Genomic DNA, 25,043 nt, shown 5'->3' with positions numbered 1-25,043 from the left:
CGTCAGGAAATATTCCGTAAAATTCGCGCCGAAATCGGCGCGGAAAAACCAAAGAGCCGCATCGTCGATGCGGCTCTTTCTTTTTGCGCGGTCATTCGATCAGGAAACGATCGCGGTTTTTCCCGACGATCCAATTCGGCGGCTTGCCGCGCCCGCTCCAGGTTGCACCCGACTTCGGATCGCGGTATTTCGGCGGCAGCGGCGCCTTTTTCGGCGGACGCCCGCGCCGCGCGCGCTCCACGAACCCCAGATCCTGGGCCGTGAGCCCATATTCGGCAATCATTCGCTGGACTTCGGCGATCACCGTCGCCACTTCCTGACGGCGCACGTCATCCGCCTGAGCTTGCAGATCGGCGATCTGCGCCTTGAGTTTCGCGTATTGAGACATTTTTCGACTCCCTTTTTCCATGATGCGGCTCCGGCGAGTCCGGCCGGAACACCCACACCCGTTACGTCGTCCGCACTGCCGCCCTGCTCTTCAAAATTAATGCTGCCATCTTTAACCGATTTGGCTATATGGAGAATGCGGACTTATTCTAATAAAGGCCATTCGCCAGCATTCAAATTTAACAATCGTTGACCCTCTTGAACCCGATTCATTTCCTATAATCCAGACCAATTCCGGGCGGCGGAATAAATCATCCGCCCGCCCGTTTGTCTTCAACCCACTTGAACGAGGTCCCTACATGAATCTTTCTCAGCGTCTGGCTGCAGAGGCATTCGGCACGTTCTGGCTGGTGCTCGGCGGGTGCGGAAGCGCCGTGCTGGCCGCCGCCTTTCCGGGCCTCGGCATCGGCTTTGCCGGCGTCGCGCTTGCCTTCGGCCTGACCGTGCTGACGATGGCATTCGCGATCGGCCATATTTCGGGTTGCCATTTGAATCCGGCTGTGAGTGTCGGCCTGACGGTCGCCGGCCGCTTCCCGGCACGCGATCTCGCGCCGTACATCGTCGCGCAGGTGGTCGGCGCGACGCTCGGTGCGTTCGTGCTGTACCTGATCGCGACCGGCAAGCCGGGCTTCGACCTCGTCGGCGGCGGCTTTGCGACGAACGGCTTCGGCGAGCGCTCGCCCGGCCACTACTCGCTCGGCGCGGCGTTCATCTGCGAAGTCGTGATGACGGGCTTCTTCCTGTTCGTGATTCTCGGCGCCACCGACAAGCGCGCGCCGGCCGGCTTCGCGCCGATCGCGATCGGCCTGTGCCTGACGTTGATTCACCTGATCTCGATCCCGGTCACCAACACGTCGGTGAACCCGGCCCGCTCGACCGGCCCCGCGCTGTTCGTGGGCGGCGAGGCGATCGGCCAGCTGTGGCTGTTCTGGATCGCGCCGATCATCGGTGCGGCCATCGCCGGGATCATCTATCCGCTGGTCGCGGGGCGTGACAACGCCGTCGGCCTGCTGCCCGCATCCGCTCGCACAAGCGAATAAAACACTACGGGGTGACGCGAGCAGAACAGCGAGCCTCACGCTGTCGAACAACATCGAGGCAGGTAATTTGGACGGGCGCCGCTGGCGCCCGTTTTTCATTTGCGTTCAGGAAGCGGCGACGCCGTCGAGGGTGTCCTCGAGCGAGAACAGCGTGCGCAGGTGGCGGGCGACGCCCGCGTCGAAGTTGTTGCCGATCCGTGGAATGTGCGGCAGCTGCGCGATCAGGTCGGGATTCGCGTTGTTCATCATGAACGCGTGACCGGCCGTTTCGAGCAGGTCGATGTCGTTCATGTTGTCGCCGAACGCGATGCAGTGGCCGGTATCGACGCCGAGCCGCGCGAGCACCGCGCGCAGTGCGCGGCCCTTCGACACGTTCGCGGTCATCACTTCGAGGCAGTCGGGCAGCGAATACGTGACGTACAGCGCATCGCCGAACTGCACGCGCATTTGCTCGGCGACCACCGCCAGATCCGCCGGCTCGCCGATGTACAGCACCTTCGCGATGTCCGCGCCGTCGTGCGCGGCCATGTCGATCACGTCGTACCGGAAACCCGAATCCTGGTGGAATTCGAGCAGGTGCGGCGCTTCGCGGTCGATCAACCAGCCGCGGTCGGTGAACAGGTTGACGATCACGCGTCCGTGCGCGCCGGTCACGCCCGGCTGCACGAGGCCGCGGACGATCGCGGGATCGATGTCCTGCGCATGCATCGCCGTGTCGTCCGGCGCATGCACGCGCGCACCGTTCGACGTGATCAGGTACGGCCGGATGCCCAGCACGTCGCGGATGCCGGCGACGTCCGCGTAGTGGCGGCCTGTCGCGATCACGAACTGCAGGCCGTCGCGGTCGAGCCGGCGGACGGTCTCGATCGTGTACGGATCGAGCTGGTGATCGCTGTTCAGCAGGGTGCCGTCGAGATCGGTGGCGATGACTTTGTACATGGGACGGAAGAATGGCGCTCAGGGCTCTGCGGAACGGCCATTTTAACGTCGTGCCCGGTTGCCCGCCGGACGGTTCCCGGTCGATCGCCGCCAGCGGCGCGGTTGCGGTGTGCTTTCCTCCCGCCTCGACACGCCGTCAGCGCCCTTCCGCCGCCCGCAGCGCCTGCAGCGCGAGCCGCAGCGCGCCGTGCGCGGAATCGTCGAGCGGCGCGCGCAGCCGGGCGGCATGGCGCGCCGGCACGGCCGGTGCGAGGGCGTCCGCCAATCCGCCGCACAGCGCGACCGGCAGCGCCTGCTGCGGATCGAGCGCGTCGATCATCTTGCCGATCTCGTCGCCCGCCTGCGCGATCAGCGCGCCCGCGACCGGATGCGAACGATGCGCGAGCACGATCGGCGCAAGCCGCGCGTAGGTCGTCTGGTTCGCATCGCACGACCACTGGACGAGCGCGTCGCGATCCTGGGCGCCCGTTTCCGCGAGCAGCGCACTGGCGAACGCATCGCGCGGCACGCGGCCGTCGAGCGCCTGCTGTGCATACGCGAGCGCGCGCACGCCGAGCCATGCGCCGCTCGCCTCGTCGCCGGACGGGAAGCCGAAGCCGCCCGCGATCCGGCACGCGCCGGCCGCATCGAGCGCCGCCGCGATGCTGCCGGTGCCGAGCGCGACGATCAGCCCCGGCGCGCCGCCGTGCGCGCCGACGACGGTCGTATACGCGTCGCTCTCGACCGCGAGCGCGCCGAGCGGCGCCTGCGCGCGGAACGCGGCCAGCCACGCCGCATTGTTGACGCCCGCGAGCCCGCAGCCGAGCGCGCACTGCGACCAGTCGAATGCATAACCGGCCTGGGTGAACGCATCCGCGCAGGCCGCGCCGATCGACGCCCACGCGCGCTCGATGCCGAGCCCGAGCCCCGACGGGCCGCCGCGCCCCTGCGCGAGTTCGCGCCCGTGCCGGTCGGCCAGCACCGCACGCGTGCCCGTGCCGCCGCCGTCGATGCCGATCGCAAAAAGTAATGCCGCCATGCCTTCATCCCGCTGATTCGAACAGGCGCCAAGCTTAACCGGATCGGCGCCGCGCGCCCATCTGCCGTTCGGCCGGCTGTTCCGTGAAAAGGGCTTCCGCTATGCTGACGCGATCGAAACGATACGGAAAGCGAGGCAGACGATGTCGCAGCGGTGCAACTGGGTGAAGACGGAAGCGGATGCTCACTATCACGATACCGAGTGGGGCGTGCCGTCGCACGACGATCGCCACCTGTTCGAAATGCTGATCCTGGAAGGCGCGCAGGCCGGCCTGTCGTGGTCGACGATCCTGAACAAGCGCGCGGGCTATCGCGAAGCCTTTGCGGATTTCGACGTCGATGCCGTCGCGCGCTTCACGCCGAAGCGCATCGAGAAGCTGCTGGAGAATCCCGGCATCGTGCGCAACCGCGCGAAGGTCGAATCGGCGGTCAACAACGCGCGCGCCGTGCAGCGCATCCGCGAAGAGCACGGGTCGCTCGCCGCGTTCCTGTGGTCGTTCATCGGCGATGCGCCGATCCAGAACGCGTGGCAGTCGTACCGCGACGCGCCCGCGTCGACCGAACAGTCCGACGCGCTCAGCAAGGCGCTGAAGGCGTATGGCTGCAAGTTCGTCGGTTCGACGATCTGCTATGCGCTGATGCAGGCCACCGGCATGGTCAACGATCACGAGGTCGGCTGCCCGTGCCACGCGCAGTGCGCGGCGCTCGGCGGCAAGCAGCCCGCACGCCGCCGCAAGGCGGGTTGACGGTGCGGGCGTCCGCCGCCCGTCGTTTACCGCGGCCCTGCGCCGGTTACACCGTCTCGACTTCTGAACGGCGGGCCGGCGGCCGCAAACCGCCGGCCGTCAGCCATCAGCCGGAACGACCGTCCCGCCACGGCCTCGGGATTTTCCCGGACCCCAAAAGCAAAACGGCGGAGCGGCTTCTTTCGAAGCACGCTCCGCCGTTTCGCGGCGAACCGTAAGACGCTCTTAGTGGAGCTTCTTCGGCAGCATCTGGCTGCGCAGGCGCTTGTGCAGGCGCTTGACGGCTGCTGCCTTCTTGCGCTTGCGGACTGCGGTCGGCTTTTCGTAGGACTGGCGTTCGCGCAGTTCAGCGATCAGGCCATTTTTTTCGATAGCACGGCGAAAGCGGCGAATCGCCACTTCGAACGGCTCGTTTTCTTTCAGAAGAATCGTCGTCATGTCGTTCCTAAATTGCTTAAACGGTCAAAAACGTAGCGGCCAAGCGCCACGCACCGGCCATCCGAGCGTCCCCACAAACAGGCGAAACGAGCGGAAATACGGCCTCGGAGGCCGGAAAAGAGAGGCGGAAAGCACCGCGGGTACGCTTCACAAGCCGCGTGCAGCGCCGCGTTTGACTGCCAGCAGACATGCCGAAAACGGCAGAGGCTTGACAGAAATCTCAATTCAGCCCGCCATCATAGCAGAGAATCACAGACAAAACCACCCTTTTGCATCGCCCGGTTCGTCGCTCCGCGTGGCGCGGCCGATCGCCCCGTCGAACGGGGCCGGGTGCCGCACCTGCCCGCGGGCGGGCCGGCCAAGCCGGACGGGCCTTTCGGCCGACAGCCATCCTTCCGTCCCGAATTTACCCAAACATCCCTCTAAAGTTTTCGCCGGGTGCCGCCGTCAACCAGGAAAGGCGGGGCAGCGCCAGTCGCGATAAAGCGCAACGCCGAAATCAGAACCTGTCTGTATCCCAGCCATTTTCTAAAACGAGGAAGCAAATGCTGAACATCAACACCAACATCCTTTCGCTGACGACGCAGACGAATCTGTCGGGCTCGCAAAGCGCACTGTCGCAAGCAATCAACCGCCTGTCGTCGGGCAAGCGCATCAACACCGCTGCTGACGATGCAGCAGGCCTGGCGATCTCGACGTCGCAAACGGCGGCAATCAATGCGCTGACGCAAGGTGTTGCAAACGCGAACAACGGCATCTCGATGATCCAGACCGCCAACGGCGCGCTGCAATCGACGGTCGACAACCTGCAGCGTATCCGTACGCTGGCGCAACAAGCGGGCGACGGCTCGCTGGATTCGAGCGCTCGCGCGAACCTGCAAGCTGAAGTGACGACGCGTCTCGGCGAAATCGACCGTGTCGCATCGCAAACGACGTTCAACAGCCAGACCATCCTGGGCGGCACCGGCAGCGTCACGTTCCAGATCGGCGCAGCAGCGAACCAGGTCGTTACCGTCGACTTCGGCACGGCGAACTGGAACAGCACGGGCATGAGCGTGAACACCCTGAGCGTCGCCTCCCAGTCGGGCGCGCAATCGGCGATCACGGCGATCGACGCGGCGCTGAAGCAAGTCAACACGTTCCAGGCAACGCTGGGCGCAGCACAGAACACGTTCCAGGCTGCGATCTCGACGACGCAAACCCAGGCGACCAACATGACCGCCGCTCGCTCGCAGATCACCGACGCGGACTTCGCGACGGAAACGGCGAACCTGAGCAAGGCGCAAGTGCTGCAACAAGCTGGTATCTCGGTTCTGGCGCAAGCGAACTCGCTGCCGCAGCAAGTCCTGAAGCTCCTCGGCTAATCGAGCAGCACCCGCGGCGGGCCACGCGCCCGCCCGCCTCCGGGCCCGGCGGCGTCGCCATGCGACGCATCGCGACGCCGCCGAAACCGCCCGGATCAGAATTCTCCAGGGAGGCACGCCTCCCTCTTTGCATTGAACCGCGGCGCCCCGCCGCATCGCGCACGTTGATTGCGCGGACGACCGGAGCAACGGCATGGCCACCACGACCCCCGTCAGCAGCACGGACATCAGCACCATCCTGGCGAATGCAGGTCAATCGATCATCAGCGGCGCGACCAATTCGTCGCTCGACGTCAATACGCTCGTCACGACGCTGGTGAACGCGAAGACGGCCGGGCAATTGCAGACCCTGCAGACCCGGCAGACGAACGACAACACGCAGCTGTCCGCCATCGGCCAACTGAAGGGGGCGCTGTCCGCGCTGCAGACCGCGCTCACCGGCCTCTCGGACGGCACCGCGCTCGGCAGCCTGGCCGCGACGGCGAGCGGCACGGGCATCGCGACGTCGATCAAGAGCGGCAGCGGCGCGGTGGCCGGTTCGTATTCGGTCAATGTCACGCAGCTCGCGACCGCCAACAAGCTGTCGTCGGCCGGCGTGACGTCGACGGACACGATCTCGGCCGGCTCGCTGAGCATCACCTTCGGCAGCAACGCCGCGTTCAACGTCAACGTGGCGGCCGGCGCGTCGCTGTCCGACATCGCGTCGTCGATCAACTCCGCGTCCGGCAATGCCGGCGTCACCGCGTCGGTCATCACCGGTTCGGACGGCCAGCATCTCGTGATGCAGTCGAACCTCACCGGTGCAGCCAACACGATCTCGATCACGGGCACGGGCGTCAACTCGAAACTGACGTCGGGGTACACGACGGTCACGCCGGCCGCCGACGCGAAGCTGACGATCGACGGCACGCCGGTGTCGAGCGCGTCGAACAACGTGTCGGGCGCGCTGACGGGCGTCACGCTGGCGCTGTCGCAGGCCGCTGTCGGCACGACGCAAACCATCACGCTGTCGCAGGACACGGCCGCGGCGACGACCGCGATCAACAATTTCGCGACCGCGTATACCAACTTCGTGAATACCGCGAAATCGCTGACGAGCTACGACCCGACGGCGAAGACCGCCGGCCCGCTGCTCGGCGACGCGATGATGAACACGATCAGGAACACACTCGCGACGACGCTCAGCAGCGGCGTCACGACGGGCGGCACGACCTATGCGCTCGGCAGCATCGGCATCAACGTGGACTCGACCGGCGCGATGTCGGTCGACACCGCCGCGCTGACCACCGCGCTCAAGTCGAACAGTTCCGCGGTGACGGCGATCTTCAACCAGACGAACGGCATCGCCCAGGCGCTCAATGCGAACATCAACTCGTACACGCAGACGTCCGGCCTGATCGACCAGCGCACCAACGCGATCAACGCCGATCTGAAGAGCGTGCAGGGTCAGGCGACGCAGCTGCAGACCTACTCGGACCAGCTGACCAAGCAATACAATGCGCAGTTCACCGCGCTGAACACGCTGATGGCGACGATGGCGAACAACACCCGCTACCTGACCCAGCTGTTCGGCGGCCAGAACAGCGCCGGCGCGATGGCCAACAACAAGTAAGCCTTGGCCGCCCCCCCCCTTCGGAGCCGAACCATGACGAACGACACCCTGTCCCGCGCCTTCGACCTGACCCGTGCCATGCAGTCGGCGGCCGACGCACGCGACTGGGTGCGCGTCGCGGCACTCGTCGACGAACGCTCGCCGCTGCTGATGAACCTGTCCGGCGAGCAGACCCCGGACGTGCTGGACCAGGTGCGGCAGATCATGGCGATCGACGCGTCGATCACGGAGCATGCGCAGACGGACCGTGACCGCCTGGCTGCGGAATTTGCGCAGTCCCAGGAGCGGATCAAGGCCGCGAGCCAGTACCAGAAGGCCGGCATGCTGTGACCGGCCGGGCGTCTCGCCCGCCGCGCATATCGAATTAAAAGACGCCGCCAGTCGAGCGGTCCGTTGTCGCCGTACCGTCGAGCCGCTTCAATGCGGCTTTTTTTTCGCCTGCAGGCGGGAGCGCGCGCCGGATCGCGCCGGCTACGCCCGCGTCGCCCGCTCGACGGCCGCGTCGATCATCTCGGGCGGCCGGCCCGACGATGCGCGAGCGCGGCTTCCAGCCGTGGCGCGATCCCGCTCGTCACGAGTCCCGGGTCGCCGTCTCGCCGGCCGCGTAGCTTGCCCACATGCCGTGCAGCGCGTCCTCGAGGTTGCGTGCGAAGCGCGACGCATCGCACAGCGGCGACGCCAGCGCGCGCTCGCGCAGGGTTGCACGCAGCGTCGCCAGCCCGTCGCGGTCGCGCGCGAACGCGACGGCCTTCGCGAGGTACGCATCCTCGTCCGTCGCGATCCAGTCGCCCATGCCCGCCGCGTGCAGCAGGCTTTCGCAAATGTGCGTGACGAACCGGCTGCCCTTCATCCCGAGCACCGGCACGCCCATCCACAGCGCTTCGGCCGTGGTCGTGCCGCCCGGGTACGGGAACGGGCTCAGCGCGACGTCGATGCGGTTGTATGCGGCGAAGTATTCCGCACGCGGCGAGCCGCCTTCGAGGATCAGCCGATCCGCACCGATGCCGTGCCGCGCGAAGCGGTCGAGCGTCGCCTGGTTCACGTCGCCGGCGCCGAGCTCATGGGCCTTCAGCAGCAGGCGCGCGTCCGGCAGCGCGTGCAGGATGCGCGACCACAGCGCGACGACCTCGTCGCTGATCTTGATCAGCTTGCCGAAGCAGCCGAACGTGACGCCGCCATGAGTCGCCATCGGCAGCGGGCCGACCGCGACATCGTACGGCGGCGGCGTGAAGCACAGGTAGCTGTCCGGCAGCCGCCACGGCCGTTCGGTGAAGTGATGCGCCTCGTCGGCCGGTAGCGTATGCGCATCGCCGATGAAATAGTCGATCGCGCGGCAACCGGTCGTCGCGAAGAACCCGAGCCAGCTCGCCTGCACCGGCGCGGGCTTGTGCCCGAAGATCGGCAGGCCGCTCCAGTTGGTATGGCCTGCCATATCGATCAGGATGTCGATGCCGTCGTCGCGGATCAGTTGCGCGGCCTCCTCGCGGCCCAGGCTGACCACCTTCTTCCAGCTCGCGAAGTTCGGCCTGAGCCGCGCGGTCACATCGTCCTCGCCGACGAAGGTCACATAGGCATGCGGCTCGATGCGCGACCGGTCGATCCGCGCGAGCACGCTTTCCAGGAAGATGCCGACCGGGTGCTGCCGCAGGTCGCCCGACACGAAGCCGACGCGCAGCGGCCGCCCCTGCGCCTGCGCGACACGCTGCGCGCGGTCGTGCTCGAACGCAAGCGCATCGCGCTCGAGATGTTCGCCGTAGCGGCGCGCTTCAGCGACCCACTCCTGCGGCTCGAACGCGGGCGAACTCGACATGTTGAACAGCATCCGCGAATACGCGCGATGCAGGTCGTGCCGGATCGCCGAGCGGAACGCATCCAGCGCGCCGGCGAGATCCCCTTTCGCCCACAGGATGTCGCCGAGCGTCATCTGGACCTTCAGCGGATCGATGCCGAGCGCCCGCGCGATCTCGGTGTGCTTCATCGCCTCGTCGAACTTCTCGAGCCGAAACAGCGCGGCGGCGAGGTTGTGATGCGCGTCGGCATCATCGGGGTTCAGGTCGATCGCGTGCCGGTGGCTCAGCTCCGCCGCAGCCAGCAGGTTGAGGTTGTGATACGCGAAGCCGAGGAAATTGTACGCATCGGCCAGTTCGGGATCGAGCTCGATCGCGTGCCGGCACGCCTGCACGGCCTGCCCGTATTCGCCCTGCTGGTTGCGCAGGTCGCCGAGCCAGGCCCACGCCCGCGCATGCGCGGGATCGATCGCGATCGCCCGCTCGAGCAGTTCGACCGCCTTGTCGAACTCGCTCATGCGCTGCAGCAGCCTGGCCAGTACGCAGTGCGCGTCCGCGTCGCCCGGATCGAGCCCCTCGCGCGCATGGTCGACCGCACCCCGCAGATCACCTGCCGCGCGCAGCGTCTCGCTCAGCCCCTGGTGCGCGACACGGAAGCCCGGTTGCAGCGCGATGGCGCGACGATAGGCATCCGCGGCATCGTCGAATTTCTCCTGCGCACGCAGCGCGTTGCCGAGATTGCAGTACGCATCCGCGTATTGCGGCTGGTGCGCGACCGCCTTGGCGTAGCTCGCCGCCGCCGCCTCGTGCTCGCCCAGGTCCTGCAGCGCGTTGCCGAGGTTGTTGTACGCCTCCGCGTAACCGGGCCGCAGCTCGATCGCGCGCGCGCAGCTCGCCATCGCGGCCGCCGGCTCGCGTGCGTCGCGCAACGCGTTGCCGAGGTTGTTGTGCGCCTCCGGATAGTCCGGCCGCAGCCCCACCGCGCGCCGGTAGTGCGTGATCGCGTCGTCGAGCCGGCCGCTTTCGCGCAGCATGTTGCCCAGGTTGTTGAAGTACGACGCGTCCGGCCGCGCGACGAGCGATTGCTCCATCAGTGCGAGCCCCGCGTCGTACTGCTTCAGCTGGCACGCCAGCAGCCCGAGGAAATGCAGCGCATCCGGCTGGCCCGGCTGCGCGGTGAGGATCGCGTCGTACAACGTCTTCGCTTCGGCGAGACGCCCCGCCTGATGGTGCGCCAGCGCGGACTGCAGCGTGTCGTGGATATCGTTCATGCTTCGTGTTCCGAGTTCGTATAGCGTTGCCACATGCCGATGAACGCCGCTTCGAGATGCGCCGCGAACCGGCGCGCGTCGCACAACGGCGACGCGAGCAGCTGCGCGCGCAGCTCGGCGCGCAGCGTCGCGAGCCGCTCGCGGTCGCGCACCGCCGCGATCGCCTTCGCGACGTAGGTGTCCTCACCGTCAGCGACCCATTCGCCCATGCCCGCCGCGTGCAGCACGCTTTCGCAGATGTGCGTGACGAACCGGCTGCCCTTCATCCCGAGCACCGGCACGCCCATCCACAGCGCTTCGGCCGTGGTCGTGCCGCCCGGGTACGGAAACGGGCTCAGCGCGACGTCGATGCGGTTATATGCGTGGAAGTATTCCGCGCGCGGCGAACCGCCCTCGAGGATCAGCCGGTCCGCGCCGATGCCATGCCGCGCGAAGCGCGCGGCGGTCGCGTCGCGCACGCCCTCGCGGCCGAGCTCGTGCGCCTTGAGCAGCAGCCGCGCGTCCGGCAGCGCGTGCAGGATGCGCGACCACGCGCGCACGACGTCGTCGCCGATCTTCACGAGCTGGCCAAAGCAACCGAACGTCGGATGGCCGCTCGCCGCCATCGGCAGCGGGCCGACCTCGACGTCGCAGGCCGGCGGCGTGAAGCACAGGAAGCTGTCCGGCAGCCGCCACGGCTTCTCGACGAAGTGATGCGCTTCGGCGTCCGGCAGCGTGTAGCGGTCGCCGATGAAGTAGTCGATCGCGTCGCAGCCGGTCGACGCGAAGAAGCCGAGCCAGCTCGCCTGCACCGGCGCGGGTTTCCAGCCGAACACGGGAAGCCCGCTCGACTGCGTATGGCCCGCGAGGTCGACGAGGACGTCGATTTCGTCGTCGTGAATCATCCGCGCGGCCGCCTCCGGATCCAGCGCGGCGATCGAACGCCAGCCGCTCGCGTGCGGCTTCAGTTTCGCGGTGATCGCGTCCTCCTCGTCCGTGGTCACGTACACGCGCAGGTCGATGCGCGTGCGCTCGAGGTGCGCAAGCACGCTTTCCAGGAAGATGCCGACCGGATGCAGGCGCAGGTCGCCAGACACGAAGCCGACGCGCAGTGGCCGCCCCTGCGCGCGCGCGGCCCGCTCGCGCGGATCGTGCGCATGGCGCGTCGAACGTGCGGCCAGGTGCCGGCCGTAGCGCCGCGCGTCGGCCAGGTAGTCGGCGGGGTTCACGCAAGCGGACGCCGCCGCGCTGAACAGCAGCCGGTTCAGCACGGTCGCCGCGACGTCGTCGGCGTCATCGCGCACCAGCGCAAGCGCATCGCGATACGCGTGGACCGCGGCATCGACGTTGCCCTGCGCGCGCAGGATGTCGCCGAGATTGACGTGCATCAACACGGCCGGCGGGCCGGCCTGCAACGCCTGCCGGCAATACACCAGCGCCTCGTCGAGCCGCTGCAGCTTCAGCAGCACGACGGCCAGGTTGTGGCACGCGCCGGCGTCCGCCGGATTCAGCGTGACGGCCGTGCGATGGCTGGCTTGCGCCGCGTCGAGCCGGTCCAGTCCGTGATACGCGTTGCCCGCGTGGTTGTGTGCTTCGGCGAGGTTCGGCGCGAGCCGGATCGCGTCCTGCGCATGCACGAGCGCTTCCGCGCAGCGCAGCTGCCGGTGACGCACCGCGCTCAAGTTCGCGTGGGCCATCGCCATCGACGGGTCCAGCTCGATCGCGCGGCCGTAGTGCGTGGCGGCGCCATCGAGGTCGTCCAGGTCTTGCAACGCGTTGCCGAGGTTGTTGTACGCCTCCGCGTAACCGGAGCGCAGCTCGATCGCGCGCGCGCAGCTCGCCATCGCGGCCGCCGGCTCGCGTGCGTCGCGCAACGCGTTGCCGAGGTTGTTGTGCGCCTCCGGATAGTCCGGCCGCAGCGCCACCGCGCGCCGATAGTGCGCGATCGCGTCGTCGAGCCGGCCGCTTTCGCGCAGCATGTTGCCCAGGTTGTTGAAGTACGACGCGTCCGGCCGCGCGACGAGCGATTGCTCCATCAGCGCAAGCCCCGCGTCGTACTGCTTCAGCTGGCACGCCAGCAGCCCGAGAAAATGCAGCGCGTCCGGCTGGCCCGGCTGCGCGGTGAGGATCGCGTCGTACAGCGTCTTCGCTTCCGCGAGACGCCCCGCCTGATGATGCGCCAGCGCCGCCTGCAATGCCTGTCCTGTTCCGTCCATCTCGTCTGCTTTGCTCATTAGGAATGCGGATCGTGTCCGAAGTCGATCCGCCTGCCGCCATGCCCGATCATCACGGCCGACGCCGCCATCCCATCGCGTGCCATCCCGACGACGGTGTCGCGCACGCGCCCCCCGTCGGAATGACGATCACGTCGGCCGGCGCGGTGTTCCGCTTGCCGCCGGCGTGGAAGTGCCCACGCACGTCACGTCGTGAGCGGCCTCACACCGATGCGGCCGGCGCGGCTTCGACGTGCTGCGCCCACATGCCGTGCAGTGCGTCCTCGAAGTGGCGCGCGAAGCGGGGCGCGTCGCACAGCGGCGACGCGAGCACCTGCGCGCGCAGCGTCGTGCGCAGCGCCGCCAGCTCGGCGGGCTGGCCGACCTGCGCGACGGCCTTCGCGACATACGCGTCGTCGTCGTGCGCGATCCACTCGGGCAGCCGCGCCGAATGCAGCAGGCTCTCGGCGATGTGCGACAGGAAGCGCTCGCCGCGGCGGCACAGCACGGGCACGCCCATCCACAGCGCTTCGGCGGTCGTCGTACCGCCCGGATACGGGAACGGGCTCAGCATCAGGTCGACGCGCCAGTACGCGGCCAGGTATTCGGCGCGCGGCGAGCGGCCTTCGAGGATCAGGCGCTGCGCGTCGATGCCGTGCGCCGCGAAGCGCGCGGCAAGCGCCTGCTGCTCGCGCGGATCGTCGAGATGCTCCGCCTTCACGAACAGCTTCGCGCCCGCGACCGATTGCAGCACGCGCGACCAGACCGCGACGACGTGATCGGTGAGCTTCGCGAGCTTGCCGAAATAGCCGAAGGTCGGATGGCCGTTCGCGAGCATCGGCAGCGCGCCGACGTCGATCGGCTCGGCCGGCGGCGTGAAGCACAGATAGCTGTCCGGCAGATGCCACGGCCGCTCGGTGAAATGCGCGGCCTCGGCGGGCGGCAGCACGTGACGGTCGCCGATCACGTAGTCGATCGCGCGCACGCCGGTGCTCGCGAAATAGCCGGGCCAGCTCGCCTGCAGCGGCGCCGGCTTCCACGCGAACAGCGGCAGGCGGTTGTAGACCGTGTGGCCCGCCGCGTCGAGCAGCACGTCGATGCGGTCCGCGCGGACACGCGCGGCCGCCGCTTCGTCGCTCAGGCCGGCAATGCAGGTCCACGTCGCGAAGGCCGGCTTGATGCGGGCGGTCACGTCGTCCTCGACGTCGCGGGTCGGGTACGCATGCATCTCGATCCGGTTCGCGTCGAGATGCTTCAGCATGCTCTCGATGAAATAGCCGACCGGATGCGCCTTCAGGTCGCCCGACACGATGCCGACCTTGAGCGGCCGCCCGGCGCGGGCGGTCAGGTCGACGAGCCAGTCCGTCCACGGCGTCGCGCACCGCGTGACGACTTCGTCGTAGCGCGCGGCCTCGGCGAGATAGGCGTCGTGGTCGAACGCTTCGCTGCAGTGGCTCGCGAACAGCAGGTTGCTGCGCGGCTCCGGCAGTTCGGGGCGCAGCGCGACCGCGTGCCGGTAAGCCTCGAGCGCGGCCGGAATCTCGTTCAGGTCGAACAGCGCATTCGCAAGGTTGTTGTAGGCCTGGCCGTTGTCCGGCTTCAGCGCGATGGCCTGGCAGAACGCATCGACGGCCGCGCGGGCGTCGCCGGCGAGCCGCAGCGCGTTGCCGAGGTTGTTGTACGCATCGACGTAGTCGGGTCGCAGCTCGATTGCGAGACGGAAGCACTCGGCGGCGGCGGCGTGACGGTTGTCCGCCTGCATCACGTTGCCGAGGTTGTAGTAGTACATCGGGTCCGGCCTGGTCTCGATCGCCGCCATGATCAGGTCGGATGCCTCCTGATAGCGCCCGTACTGATGGCCGATCAGGCCGAGCAGGTGAAGCGCGTCCGCGTGCCGGGGATCGGTGTCGAGGATCTGCCGGTACAGCGTCTCGGCCTCGTCCAGCCGGTCGGCCTGATGGTGCGCCAGCGCCTGTTCGATCGTGGCGGCGGCGGGGGAGGTGGGCATCATGAGCTATGTCGTCCTGGTAGCCAATACGGGATTCGAATCGCGGCCGGCGCCGCTGCGTCGGCGCACGCCTTCGCCCGCGGACGCACGCACACGACGATCTCCGACGTGTCCGAATTCTCCTCGCGCACGCCGCGTTCCAATTTGGCGAGCAGGTGCTGGAATTGGTCGCTATTCCCGCTACTGCAAGCCGCACCCGCGGGCGCCCCGAATTCGCGCCGGAACCCGCGCATCCATCGAAATGCGGGGTGAAACCACCCGCTAATCCGACATTCGATCCTGGCTGTGCTCGCTAGACTTGATCGCAGAAAGATGTCCGACCTGCGACGCTCGGACGGTTGCGCATTTCGATGCCACCGCGCCGACACGCGCTCGTCCGGTCACACCCTTTGTGCCTGGAGCCCTGTGTATGCACGAATCAGCGATCATCACCAACGCAGATGGCGATCAGCTCGCGGCGCGCCGCGAACTGTTCGACCTGATGCAGACCTACCCCGCGACGCGCGAGGAACTGGAACGGTCGCTCGGCCTGTTCGTGCGCGGCTCGCTCCTCGCACGCATTCTCGCGACCTTTGAGATCTATCAAAAAATCGTGCCGCTGCCGGGCGCGATCCTCGATCTCGGCACGTGGCGCGGGCAGACCGCCGTGCTGTGCGAGAACTTCCGCGCGATTCTCGAGCCGCTGAACTTCCAGCGCCGCATCCATGCATTCGACACGTTCACGGGCTACACGGGCTTCGCCGAGCACGACACGCGCGACCGCAAGCTGTTCTCCGACGGCACGTACTCGCTGTCCGGCGAGTACGCCGACCTGCTGCGCAAGCTGCTGAACCTGCACGAGCGCAGCAACGCGATGGGGCACGTGCATGACAAGCACCACGTGTGGGAAGGCGACTGCCGCGACACGCTGGCGGCGTTCGACGAAGCGCATCCCGGCGAGATGGTCGCGCTCGCATGGTTCGACCTGAACGTGATCGAGCCGACCCGGCACGCGTTCGACGTGGTGATGGAGCGGCTGGTGCCCGGCGGCGTCGTCGCGTTCTGGCAGCTCACCCGCGGCGGCCAGCTGCCCGCGGAAGGCGTCCATTACCTGCGCGACCTGCTCGGCAACCGTCCGCACCGGATCCACAAGGCGGCGGCCTATCCGTCGCTGTGCTACCTGTCATTCCCCGAAGGTGGAGGCGCACGCAAATGAAAATCGCCATCCTCGGCAACGGCATTCTCGGCCTGATGACGGCCCGCGCATGGCAGCGGGCGGACCCGGGCGTCGAGCTCGTGATCGTCGGCCACGCGCATCGGCCCGGCTCGGCCACGCGCGCTGCGGCGGCGATGCTCAATTCGTTCACCGAGCTGGAAGGCGATTCGCTCGGCACGCCGATCGACCGCTTCAAGTTCGAGCTGAGCCGCGGCGCGACGGCGGCCTGGCCCGCCGTATTCGCTGAAATCTGCACGCCGGAGCGCGCGGTCGCGCACGGCTTCGGCACCTTCGTGCTGAACAACGCGGCGACCGACGCGCTCGACGACGAGAACTTCGCGGCCATGCAGCGGTTCTGCCGCGAATTCGAGGAGCCCTGCGAGGCGGTCGATCCGTCAGGCATCCCGAACTATCATCCGGACCCGCGCTATCGCGCGCTGAAGGCGGTCTTCCTGAAGCGCGAAGGCTGGGTCAATCCGAAACAGTTTCTCGACGCGCTGACCGAGTCGGTCGCGCAAGCCGGCAACGTGCGCTTCATCGACGCCGAGGTCGAGCGGCTCGACACCGCGGCCGGACGCGTCACCGGGGCGCGCCTGTCCGATGGCAGCGTGCTCGGCGCGGACCGCTTCATCCTCTGCAACGGCGCCAACGTGACGCGCGTGCTGCAGGCGAGCCTGCCCGAGCTGCCGGTGCAGCGGATGTTCTACGGCGTCGGCATGTCGATCGAACTGCAGAGCGCGGAGAACGTGCACACGCACTGCGTGCGCACGACCAACCGCGGCCTCGCGTGCGGTGTGTATTCGGCGCCGCACGGGCCTGACCGGACCCTCGTCGGCGCCAGCAACTACATCAGCCCGGTGCCGCACGAGCACGGCCACGCCGGCAGCGCGTACACGCTGCTCAAGTCCGCGATGGACCAGATCAACACCCGCTTCTCGCGCGCGAACCTGGTCAACGTCAACGTCGGCTGGCGGCCGACGACGTCCGACCTGTATCCGCTGTTCGGCGAAACCAGCGTGCGCGACCTGTGGATTCTCGGCGGCACCAAGCGCGACGGCTTCCACCTGTCGCCGGTGCTGAGCCGTGATCTCGTCGCGGCGATGCGCGGCGAGCCGATCGATCCGCGCTACGCGGAACTCGCGCCCGAACGCCCGCTGATCCGCAACATGACGCGCGAGGCCGCGATCGCGAAGACGGTACGCCATCAGATCAATGCCGCATACCAGCACGACTTCGTGCCGGCGCGCAACCGCATGGTCGAACAGCTCCAGAACGCGATGCGCGCGGACCTGGAGGCGCTGCACGACAAGCTGGGCGCAACGGACTGGGGCATTCCGCCCGAGCTCGTCGACATGTACCGGTACGGCCACATTCCGGCATGAGCGGTGCGACCATGAACCGCGACGCGAAGCGGGTGGCGATCGTCCAGTCCAACTACATTCCGTGGAAGGGCTACTTCGACCTGATCGCCGCCAGCGACGAGTTCATCCTCTACGATGACGCGCAGTACACGCGCCGCGACTGGCGCAACCGCAACCAGATCAAGACGCCGCAGGGCGTGCAATGGCTGAGCGTGCCGGTGAAGGTGAAGGGCAAGTATCACCAGTCGATCCGCGAAACCGAGATCGACGGCGCCGACTGGGCGCCGCTGCACTGGAAGGCCCTGCAGCAGAACTACGCGCGCGCCCCGCACTTCGCGCGCTATGCGGACGAGCTCGAAGCGCTCTACACCGGTCGCACCTACGGGATGCTGAGCGAGCTGAATGTCGCGATGCTGACGTGGGTCCTCCGGCAACTGGAGATCGGCACGCGCGTGTCGTCGACGTCGGACTATGCGCTGCACGGCGACCGCACCGAGAAGCTGCTGAACCTGTGCGTGCAGGCGGGCGCGACCGAGTACCTGTCCGGCCCGGCCGCGCGCAGCTACCTCGACGAGAACCTGTTCGCCGATGCCGGCGTCGCGGTGCGCTGGTTCGACTATCCGACCTATCCCGAGTATCCGCAGCAGTGGGGCGACTTCGTCCACGGCGTGACGGTGCTCGACGTGCTGTTCAACTGCGGTCCCGAAGCGCGCCGGTACGCGCTGACCTCGAAAGACTGAGGCGATGTCCATGAGCGAATCCCGGCATGCGAGCCTGCTGGAAGAAGTGGCCGCGTACTACAGCGCGCGGCTGGCGGAGCACGGCGCGACCGCGCGCGGCGTCGACTGGAACGGCGAAACCGGCCAGTTCCTGCGCTTCGAACAACTGACGAAGATCCTGCCCGCGTCCGGCGGCCACTCGGTGAACGACATCGGCTGCGGCTACGGTGCGCTGGTCGATTTCATGAAGGCGCGCGCGCTGCCGGACGGCTTCGCGTATGCGGGCTACGACATCTCGTCCGACATGGTCGACGCCGCGCGGCAGCGCTACCGCGACGACGCGAACGTCGCGTTTCATGTCGGCGCGGTGCCGCAGGCCGCGTCGGACTACGGGATCGCATCCGGCATCTTCAACGTCAGGCGCGGTCACGACGACGACGCGTGGCTCGACTACATCCACGCGACGCTCGACACGCTGCACGCGACGAGCCGACTGGGCTTCGCGTTCAACTGCCTGACGTCGTATTCCGATCCGCCGTTCATGCGCCCGGACCTCCTGTACTACGCGGACCCGTGCGCGCTGTTCGATCGCTGCAAGCGCCGCTATTCGCGCCACGTCGCGCTGCTGCACGACTACGGCCTGTACGAATTCACGATTCTCGTCCGCAAGGACATCTGAGCGGCGCCGCGCGCGAGCCGCGCGGCCGAACGTCCCACCCCTTGACGCGGAGCCTGACCATGTTCGGCCCACCCAACCTCGACTGCATTCCGTTCGGCCGCCCGTTCGTGGTCGGCAAGGAGCTCTACTACATCGCGAAAGCGGTCGAGCAGGGCGGCCTCGCCGGCGACCAGGCGTTCACGAAGCTCTGCCACCGCTGGCTGGAAGCGCGCGTCGGCTGCCAGCGCGCGCTGCTCACGCACTCGTGCACGGCCGCGCTCGAGATGGCCGCGATCCTCGCCGACGTGCAGCCCGGCGACGAAGTGATCATGCCGTCCTACACGTTCGTGTCGACCGCCAACGCGTTCGTGCTGCGCGGCGCGACGCCGGTGTTCGTCGACATCCGCCGCGACACGCTGAACCTCGACGAGACGCAGATCGCCGCCGCGATCACCAGGCGCACGCGCGCGATCGTGCCGGTGCACTACGCGGGCGTCGCATGCGACATGGACGCGATCGGGCAGCTCGCGGCGGACCACGACCTGTGGGTGATCGAGGACGCCGCCCAGGCGCTGCAGTCGACGTGGAACGGCAAGCCGCTCGGCAGCCTCGGCCACCTCGCGTGCCTCAGCTTCCACGAGACCAAGAACGTGATCTCGGGCGAAGGCGGCGCGCTGCTGGTCAACGACCCGCGCCTCGTCGAGCGCGCGGAGATCATCCGCGAGAAGGGCACCAACCGCAGTCAGTTCTTCCGCGGGCAGGTGGACAAGTACACCTGGGTCGACGTCGGCTCGTCGTTCCTGCCGGGCGAGCTGATCGCGGCGTTCCTGTACGCGCAGTTCGAGCACGCGGACGTGATCACCGCGCAGCGGCGCGCGACCGTGCAGCGCTACCAGGACGCGCTGCAGCCGCTGCACGCGGACGGGCTGATCGAGCTGCCCGCGATTTCGCTCGCCGAGCGCGGCAACGGCCACATGTTCTATTTCCTCGCACGCGACCTCGCCGAACGCACCGAGCTGCTGCAGCAGATCCGCGCGGTGGGCGTGAATGCGGTGTTCCACTACGTGCCGCTGCACAGTTCGCCGGCCGGCCAGCGCTACGGGCGCTGCGGGTCCGGCATGGCGGTGACGGACCTCGTCGCCGACCGGCTCGTCCGGCTGCCGCTGTACCACGACATGACCGAAGCCGAACAGGATCGCATCCTCGACGTGGTCTTCGACTTCTACCGCACCCGATAACGATGACGACTCCCCAACCTGGCTTGGCGCACGGCGGTTCGCGCATCTTTACGCGACTCGACCACCCGTACTACATACACGCGCCGAATTTCCGGCAAACCTCCGGCGGGATCCGCGCGATGCACTACCTGTGCCACGTGCTGAACCTGCTCGGCCACGAAGCGTACGTCTGCACGCCGGTCGTGCATCCCGACCTGCGCACGCCGCCGCTGACCCACGACATCGTGCAGGCGCACGCCCGCGCGAATCGCAGCCCGATCGTCGTCTATCCGGACGTCGTCGCCGGCAATCCGTTCAACGCGCGCTGCGTCGCGCGCTACCTGCTGGCCGAGCCCGGCCGCATCAACGGCGAACCGATCAGCCTGCAGCCGGACGACCTCATCTTCACGTTCGGGCCGTCGCTGGTGCCCGAAGATTGGAAGGCGGACCTGCTGCGCATGCCGCTGGTCGACACGCGCATCTTCAACAGCGACGGTGTCGACGACACCCGCCGCAACGGCACGGCCGTCTTCATCAATCGCCACCTGCGGCGCGGCGGCACGCTGCATCCGGTCACCGCCGAGTCGATCGAAATCTCGACCCGCGTGCCGGAACGTTCGGCGCACGAACTCGCGGCGCTGTTCCGACAGGTCGAGTGCATGTACATGTACGAATGGTCCACCGCCGTGTTCGAAGCGCTGATGTGCGGCTGCCCGGTCGTGTGCATCATGAATGACGCGTCGCTGTCGGAGCCGACCCGGTGGGTGATGGACGGCAAGGGCATCGCGTGGGGGCTCGACGAACACGAGATCGCCCACGCGAAGGCCACCGTTCACGAAGCGCGCAGCGTCTACCTGAAGGAAGAGGAGACGTTCTGGCAGCAGTTGCAGAACTTCGTCGAGCGGACCCAGGCCCACGCGGACAAGCTGGATGCGCAGGCCGTCGCGACGGGCGCCGCCGCCCAGGGACAGCCCGCGTCCGCGCCGCGCGCGTGCATCGCGGTCGTCACCGCCGAACCGGCCGACCACGCGCGCACCAGCCTGCGCTTCGCGCAGCCGTTCGCGCGGCTGGACCGCGAATGGGCGCTGACTTTCCCTGTCACGCAAGCCGGCATCGATCCCGACGCGCTGCAGCGCGCGGACCTGATCGTGCTGCAGGGCGACACGCCGGGCCTGCTGTCCGCCGCCACGCTGGAACACCTGTTCTCGCTCGGCAAGCCGGTCGTCCTCGAGATCGACGCGCCGCTCGACACGCTGCTCGCCGACATCCCCGGCGCGGCCGACAACGCGCGCCGCAAGGCGGGCATCCGCAGCGCCGTGCAGCGCGCGCATGCGCTCGTCGTGCCGTCGGAAGCGCTGGTGCGGCAGTACCGTCATGTCAACGCATCGGTCCACGTGCTGCCGACCGGCGTCGATCTCGAACGTCTGCACCGTGCAGCGCCCGGCGTGCGCGACCACGTGAACCTCGCGGTTTCCGGCACCGGTCTCGACGGCGTGCGTCTCGAGCAGGTCCGCCAGGCGCTGGCCGAGCTCCGCCGCCGGTTTCCGGGGAGGCTCCGGGTGTCGTTCGTCGGCGCGGCGCTGCCGGCCGGCTGGGACCGCGAACCGGACGTCACGCTGATCGCGGAGCCTGCCCCTTACGACAGCTACGCCGACGCGCTGAAGCGCGCGGACCTCGACATCGCGCTGGTCACGGCACCGGTCACGTTGCGCGACGATGCGCCGCCGCGCGCATGGCTCGAATGCTCGGCGGCCGGCGCGGCCACGGTGCTCGTCGCCACGCCGGCGGAAGGCTGCCCGGTTGTCCACGGCCGCACGGGCTGGCTCGTCGCCGACACCGCCGACGCGTGGGTCGACGCGATCGCGCACCTGATCGAGCATCCGCAAACCCGCGCGCAACTCGCCGCGGCCGCGCAGGATGCGATCCGCGCGCAGCACGACATCGGCCGCAACGCCGCGCGCCACGGTGCGCTGTACGCACGGCTGCTGGCGGAGAACCGGACGCTGGCGCCCGTCGCCGCAACTGCGGACGCCGCACCGCGCCGCAAGCGCCTGATCGTGTATTCGATCGATCCGGACGCATGCGCGTCGTCGCGAATTCGCCTCACGCTGCCGTTCGGTCTGCTGAACGACGAATGGGAACTCGTCCCGGGCTTCCGGGACGGCCAGCTCGACAGCAGCGCGCTGGCCACGGCCGACGCCATCCTGCTGCACCGGCTGACGCCCGGCATGCTGACGGGCAACGACCTGTATACGATCTTCAAGCATGAAAAGCCGGTGATCTACGAGACCGACGACCTGCTGACCGACCTGCCGGCCACGCATCCGCTCGCCGCGCAAGGCGGGATGGCCCGCGCGGGGATCGAGCTCGTGCTGCGCAACGCGGACGCCGTAATCGTATCCACGCCGTTCATCGCCAGCCGCTACCGGCTGTCGCACCCGCGCGTTCACGTGCTGCCCGACAGCGTGGACTTCGACCGGTTCTACCGCCCCGTGGCGGCGCGCGGCGACGACTGCGTGACGATCGGCATCGCCGGCGCGTCGCTGCGCGCCGACAACTTCGCGCTCGTCGACGCGGCGCTGCAGGCGATCTGCGCGCGCCATCCCGGCAAGGTCAGGGTGAGTTTCGTCGGCGCGGACGTCCCGCCGGGCTGGGCCGGCCACCCGGCCGCCGGGTGCGAGCCCGAGCTTCACGACTACGACGCGCACGCACGACGCCTGCCGGAACGGCGCTGGGACATCGCGCTGCTGCCGCTCGCCGACCACGACTACAACGCCGGCACGAGCACGATCCAGTGGCAGGAATACGCGGCGGCCGGCATCGCCTCGATCGTCAGCGACCGGCCAGCCTATCGCTTCGCGCTGCACGACGGCTGCGACGGCCTGCTGGTCCCGGATGCGCCGCAGGCCTGGGTCGACGCGCTCGACCGGCTGATCGCGAACCCGGCGCTGCGCCGCGGGCTCGCGCGCACGGCGCAGGCGAAGGTCCGCAAGCATCACGCGCTGCAGCAGGCGCTGCCGCGCTATCGCCACGTGTATCAGCAGTGCATCGACAAAGGCGCGATCGGCAACCCGCCCGGCCGGCCGGATGCGCCGATCCCCGGCGCGCTGATCCTGGACGCCGACGGCGACCTCGACAAGGTCCGGCTGAGCCTGCAGGAAATCGCACGGCGGCCGGAGCAGGATCTGCTGGCGGTCGTGGTGACTTCGTCGCAGGCGCCGCTGCCCGAATGGACCGACAAGGTGCGCTACCTGCACGCGCCCGCGCACGAGTACACGGCCACCGTCGAGCAGCTCTGCGCACAGCCGGCGTTCGACTGGACGCTGATCGTCGAGGCGGGCGACGGGCGTGCCGCGCAGGCACGCACGCCCGCCGATGCCGCGATCGCGTAAGTCGGCGCGCGCCGTGCCGCCTGCCTGACGCTGGCGGCACGGCGCGCTATCCCGGCAGCGCGCCCTGTGCTCAGTTGCTCGAACAGCCGCCGCAACTGCTCGAGCTGCATGAGCTCGACGAACCGCACGAACTCGAACTGCTGCTGTCCCCGGCGTCCGAGTCGGACGAACCGCTCGACCCGCCGGTTTGCACGGCGACGGGCGGCGGCGCCATCAGCACTTTCGAATGCGTGGCCCACACGGTGCCGGCGAGCGCGCCGGCGCCGAACAGCGCGGCCGTCCACAAGAGCCCGTCCGGCGTCGCGCGGTCGCCCCGGCGTTGGTCGCGGTGCGCGTCGAGCGCCGCCTCGCCGCCGCGCGTCATGCCGCCGCGCCCGAAGCCGGGCAGGCGTCCGACCATGAAGTGGTACGCGACCATGAACGCCGCCATGACAATCATCAGCAGCAGCACGGGCCGGCCGCGGGTCAGGCCGACCGCGAGCTTCGCCGCGCCCGCGCCGAACACGAGCAGCAGGATCGCGCGCGCGGCCATCCGCGTCGCCCGCATCTCGCCCGGTGCCCAGAGCCAGCCTTTGCGCTGCAACGCTGCCGCGCAGTCGGCTTCGCGCCACGCGAGACGCTGACGAAACGCGTCGCAGCTCGTCTCGCCGCCGGGTTGCCGCCTCAGCCATTCCCAGTCGGCGCCATACGCGCCTGCGTGTCGCGGATCGTCGATCCGCACCCGCGCGCCGTGGACCTTGCTCATCCGCAGCTCAATCGCACCGGCATGCGCGAGCGACAGCATCGCGACCTGCGCCATCCGCGCACCGCCGCCCGCGAGATACGCCGCTTCCTCCGCGCTCAGGTCGGGTGACGATTCGGGGGCGCGCGTTCCCCACGCACGGTGGCGGTATTCGATCCACTGCAGGCCGGCGATCAGCAGCAGCGCGGCGACGCAGAGCGGCACGTAGAACAACCCGAGAAAGTCCGGCCCCGAGAAGTCCAGCACATTGAAATCGCTCGCGCTCGCGCAGGTCGCCGCGACGCTGATCGCCGCCGTCGGCCACGCGAACTTCGCGAAGCGCCGCCAGCGTCGCGGGCTCGCGGCGGGCTCGCTCGACGGGCCGTCGCGCAGTTCCGCGCGCTGCACCGGGGCGTCGGCGGGCACGGCCGGCTCGGCGACGGGGCGCGGCCAGATCGCTTCGGGCGGCTCGCAGCCGAACAGCCTGCGGTAGCTGTCGAGCGTCTGCCGGTAGTGCCGCGCGTACTGCGCGGCCTCGTCGGGCGCGCCCGCGCCCGGCACGTGATGCAGCGGCGCGCGCAGCACGTCGGCACAGAACACGTCCCAGTATTCGCGCGTGTATTGCAGGTGCAGGTGCCATGCGGCATCGACCGCGACCGACGGCGTGACCCGGTGTCCGGCTGCCTGCGCGAGAAACGCGAAGCGCTTGTATTCGTCGATCACGGCCAGCGCGCGCGCATGCGTCCAGCCTTCCGCTTCGGCGAGGCGGCGGCTGTATGGCAGCGCGGCGTGCGGGTCGTCGGGGGAATAGGCAAGCAAGCGCGTGAGGAGTGCCTGCTGCGCATCGGTCAGCGCGCGGGGATCGCCTGCGCTCGGGAGAGACGGGATGGCTGCCATCGGGAGAGTCGGCGCGATGCGCGGACGGCCGCCGCGATCGACGCTTGGAGTTGTCGGTGTGGGGGATTCTCGCATGACGGCG

19 protein-coding genes are annotated in these 25,043 nt (G+C 68.5%); 11 read left to right on the top strand and 8 right to left on the bottom strand.

Translation table 11 applies throughout. The features are described 5' to 3' along the window. Positions 1 to 91: 91 nt before the first annotated feature. A complete protein-coding gene (locus tag ACP26O_RS00950) occupies positions 92 to 388 on the bottom strand; it encodes an H-NS histone family protein (RefSeq protein ID WP_006751072.1) in 297 nt (98 codons plus the stop codon). Positions 389 to 686: 298 nt separating this feature from the next. Between ACP26O_RS00950 and aqpZ the strand changes: the two genes are divergently transcribed. Continuing rightward, positions 687 to 1,427: an aquaporin Z gene (gene aqpZ / locus ACP26O_RS00945; protein ID WP_175665512.1), complete on the top strand. Its 741-nt coding sequence runs from the start codon at positions 687 to 689 to the stop codon at positions 1,425 to 1,427. 105 nt (positions 1,428 to 1,532) lie between these two features. On the opposite strand, the gene ACP26O_RS00940 is transcribed toward aqpZ, so the two are convergent. Then, a complete protein-coding gene (locus tag ACP26O_RS00940) occupies positions 1,533 to 2,366 on the bottom strand; it encodes a Cof-type HAD-IIB family hydrolase (protein WP_175665513.1) in 834 nt (277 codons plus the stop codon). A gap of 136 nt (positions 2,367 to 2,502) precedes the next feature. Then, positions 2,503 to 3,384 (bottom strand): BadF/BadG/BcrA/BcrD ATPase family protein, encoded by an 882-nt coding sequence (locus tag ACP26O_RS00935; protein ID WP_175665514.1) that lies wholly within the window; start codon positions 3,382 to 3,384, stop codon positions 2,503 to 2,505. 142 nt (positions 3,385 to 3,526) lie between these two features. Here ACP26O_RS00935 and ACP26O_RS00930 point away from each other — a divergent pair, with 142 nt between their 5' ends. Further along, positions 3,527 to 4,129, top strand: coding sequence for a DNA-3-methyladenine glycosylase I (locus ACP26O_RS00930; protein WP_175665515.1), 603 nt, complete (start codon positions 3,527 to 3,529; stop codon positions 4,127 to 4,129). Positions 4,130 to 4,354: 225 nt separating this feature from the next. Here the strand turns inward: ACP26O_RS00930 and rpsU are convergent, their stop codons facing one another. After that, the gene (gene rpsU, locus ACP26O_RS00925) at positions 4,355 to 4,567 is read right to left on the bottom strand and encodes a 30S ribosomal protein S21 (RefSeq protein WP_006401410.1); all 213 of its coding nucleotides are present in this window, start codon (positions 4,565 to 4,567) and stop codon (positions 4,355 to 4,357) included. 545 nt (positions 4,568 to 5,112) lie between these two features. Here rpsU and ACP26O_RS00920 point away from each other — a divergent pair. The 3 genes from ACP26O_RS00920 (at position 5,113) to ACP26O_RS00910 (ending at position 7,873) form a co-directional block, all read left to right on the top strand. Further along, entirely contained in the window at positions 5,113 to 5,931 is an 819-nt protein-coding gene (locus ACP26O_RS00920) for a flagellin domain-containing protein (protein WP_175665516.1), read from the top strand. Positions 5,932 to 6,124: 193 nt separating this feature from the next. Then, the gene (gene fliD, locus ACP26O_RS00915) at positions 6,125 to 7,543 is read left to right on the top strand and encodes a flagellar filament capping protein FliD (protein WP_175665517.1); all 1,419 of its coding nucleotides are present in this window, start codon (positions 6,125 to 6,127) and stop codon (positions 7,541 to 7,543) included. Between the two features lie 33 nt (positions 7,544 to 7,576). Further along, complete coding sequence (locus ACP26O_RS00910; RefSeq protein WP_069246849.1) at positions 7,577 to 7,873, top strand: flagellar protein FliT; 297 nt, start codon at positions 7,577 to 7,579, stop codon at positions 7,871 to 7,873. A 241-nt stretch (positions 7,874 to 8,114) separates the two neighbouring features. On the opposite strand, the gene ACP26O_RS00905 is transcribed toward ACP26O_RS00910, so the two are convergent. The 3 genes from ACP26O_RS00905 to ACP26O_RS00895 form a co-directional block, all read right to left on the bottom strand. Beyond that, a complete protein-coding gene (locus ACP26O_RS00905; RefSeq protein ID WP_175665518.1) occupies positions 8,115 to 10,601 on the bottom strand; it encodes a tetratricopeptide repeat protein in 2,487 nt (828 codons plus the stop codon). After that, on the bottom strand, positions 10,598 to 12,796 hold the full coding sequence (locus ACP26O_RS00900; RefSeq protein ID WP_175665586.1) for a tetratricopeptide repeat protein: 2,199 nt from the start codon (positions 12,794 to 12,796) through the stop codon (positions 10,598 to 10,600). Before ACP26O_RS00900 ends, ACP26O_RS00905 begins: the two co-directional genes overlap by 4 nt. A 220-nt stretch (positions 12,797 to 13,016) precedes the next feature. Beyond that, positions 13,017 to 14,804 (bottom strand): tetratricopeptide repeat protein, encoded by a 1,788-nt coding sequence (locus ACP26O_RS00895; RefSeq protein ID WP_175665519.1) that lies wholly within the window; start codon positions 14,802 to 14,804, stop codon positions 13,017 to 13,019. 406 nt (positions 14,805 to 15,210) lie between these two features. Between ACP26O_RS00895 and ACP26O_RS00890 the strand changes: the two genes are divergently transcribed. Genes ACP26O_RS00890 through ACP26O_RS00865 form a run of 6 tightly spaced genes read left to right on the top strand, consistent with a single transcriptional unit; the run spans position 15,211 to position 23,343 of the window. Continuing rightward, the gene (locus ACP26O_RS00890; protein ID WP_174947690.1) at positions 15,211 to 15,996 is read left to right on the top strand and encodes a class I SAM-dependent methyltransferase; all 786 of its coding nucleotides are present in this window, start codon (positions 15,211 to 15,213) and stop codon (positions 15,994 to 15,996) included. After that, entirely contained in the window at positions 15,993 to 17,378 is a 1,386-nt protein-coding gene (locus tag ACP26O_RS00885) for an NAD(P)/FAD-dependent oxidoreductase (protein WP_174947688.1), read from the top strand. The genes ACP26O_RS00890 and ACP26O_RS00885 overlap by 4 nt, the downstream gene beginning before the upstream one ends. Beyond that, positions 17,375 to 18,097: a WbqC family protein gene (locus tag ACP26O_RS00880; protein ID WP_155624608.1), complete on the top strand. Its 723-nt coding sequence runs from the start codon at positions 17,375 to 17,377 to the stop codon at positions 18,095 to 18,097. The genes ACP26O_RS00885 and ACP26O_RS00880 overlap by 4 nt, the downstream gene beginning before the upstream one ends. 10 nt (positions 18,098 to 18,107) lie before the next feature. Further along, on the top strand, positions 18,108 to 18,755 hold the full coding sequence (locus tag ACP26O_RS00875; RefSeq protein WP_175665520.1) for a class I SAM-dependent methyltransferase: 648 nt from the start codon (positions 18,108 to 18,110) through the stop codon (positions 18,753 to 18,755). Positions 18,756 to 18,814: 59 nt separating this feature from the next. Further along, a complete protein-coding gene (rffA, locus tag ACP26O_RS00870; RefSeq protein ID WP_175665521.1) occupies positions 18,815 to 19,972 on the top strand; it encodes a dTDP-4-amino-4,6-dideoxygalactose transaminase in 1,158 nt (385 codons plus the stop codon). A 2-nt stretch (positions 19,973 to 19,974) separates the two neighbouring features. Beyond that, entirely contained in the window at positions 19,975 to 23,343 is a 3,369-nt protein-coding gene (locus tag ACP26O_RS00865; protein WP_175665522.1) for a glycosyltransferase, read from the top strand. 70 nt (positions 23,344 to 23,413) lie between these two features. On the opposite strand, the gene ACP26O_RS00860 is transcribed toward ACP26O_RS00865, so the two are convergent. Next, positions 23,414 to 24,961, bottom strand: coding sequence for a TIGR04222 domain-containing membrane protein (locus ACP26O_RS00860; RefSeq protein ID WP_175665523.1), 1,548 nt, complete (start codon positions 24,959 to 24,961; stop codon positions 23,414 to 23,416). Positions 24,962 to 25,043: the final 82 nt, after the last annotated feature.

It is taken from the genome of Burkholderia sp. R-40 (assembly GCF_049942845.1).
Lineage (GTDB): Bacteria > Pseudomonadota > Gammaproteobacteria > Burkholderiales > Burkholderiaceae > Burkholderia > Burkholderia ambifaria.
Note: the sequence above shows the minus strand (reverse complement) of the source record. Positions and strands in the feature narration are given on the sequence as shown.

Bases quoted from the DNA above. Each gene is read 5' to 3' on its own strand.
- ACP26O_RS00950 (WP_006751072.1), bottom strand. From the start codon at position 388: ATGTCTCAATACGCGAAACTCAAGGCGCAGATCGCCGATCTGCAAGCT.
- aqpZ (WP_175665512.1), top strand. From the start codon at position 687: ATGAATCTTTCTCAGCGTCTGGCTGCAGAGGCATTCGGCACGTTCTGG.
- ACP26O_RS00940 (WP_175665513.1), bottom strand. From the start codon at position 2,366: ATGTACAAAGTCATCGCCACCGATCTCGACGGCACCCTGCTGAACAGC.
- ACP26O_RS00935 (WP_175665514.1), bottom strand. From the start codon at position 3,384: ATGGCGGCATTACTTTTTGCGATCGGCATCGACGGCGGCGGCACGGGC.
- ACP26O_RS00930 (WP_175665515.1), top strand. From the start codon at position 3,527: ATGTCGCAGCGGTGCAACTGGGTGAAGACGGAAGCGGATGCTCACTAT.
- rpsU (WP_006401410.1), bottom strand. From the start codon at position 4,567: ATGACGACGATTCTTCTGAAAGAAAACGAGCCGTTCGAAGTGGCGATT.
- ACP26O_RS00920 (WP_175665516.1), top strand. From the start codon at position 5,113: ATGCTGAACATCAACACCAACATCCTTTCGCTGACGACGCAGACGAAT.
- fliD (WP_175665517.1), top strand. From the start codon at position 6,125: ATGGCCACCACGACCCCCGTCAGCAGCACGGACATCAGCACCATCCTG.
- ACP26O_RS00910 (WP_069246849.1), top strand. From the start codon at position 7,577: ATGACGAACGACACCCTGTCCCGCGCCTTCGACCTGACCCGTGCCATG.
- ACP26O_RS00905 (WP_175665518.1), bottom strand. From the start codon at position 10,601: ATGAACGATATCCACGACACGCTGCAGTCCGCGCTGGCGCACCATCAG.
- ACP26O_RS00900 (WP_175665586.1), bottom strand. From the start codon at position 12,796: ATGGACGGAACAGGACAGGCATTGCAGGCGGCGCTGGCGCATCATCAG.
- ACP26O_RS00895 (WP_175665519.1), bottom strand. From the start codon at position 14,804: ATGATGCCCACCTCCCCCGCCGCCGCCACGATCGAACAGGCGCTGGCG.
- ACP26O_RS00890 (WP_174947690.1), top strand. From the start codon at position 15,211: ATGCACGAATCAGCGATCATCACCAACGCAGATGGCGATCAGCTCGCG.
- ACP26O_RS00885 (WP_174947688.1), top strand. From the start codon at position 15,993: ATGAAAATCGCCATCCTCGGCAACGGCATTCTCGGCCTGATGACGGCC.
- ACP26O_RS00880 (WP_155624608.1), top strand. From the start codon at position 17,375: ATGAGCGGTGCGACCATGAACCGCGACGCGAAGCGGGTGGCGATCGTC.
- ACP26O_RS00875 (WP_175665520.1), top strand. From the start codon at position 18,108: ATGAGCGAATCCCGGCATGCGAGCCTGCTGGAAGAAGTGGCCGCGTAC.
- rffA (WP_175665521.1), top strand. From the start codon at position 18,815: ATGTTCGGCCCACCCAACCTCGACTGCATTCCGTTCGGCCGCCCGTTC.
- ACP26O_RS00865 (WP_175665522.1), top strand. From the start codon at position 19,975: ATGACGACTCCCCAACCTGGCTTGGCGCACGGCGGTTCGCGCATCTTT.
- ACP26O_RS00860 (WP_175665523.1), bottom strand. From the start codon at position 24,961: ATGGCAGCCATCCCGTCTCTCCCGAGCGCAGGCGATCCCCGCGCGCTG.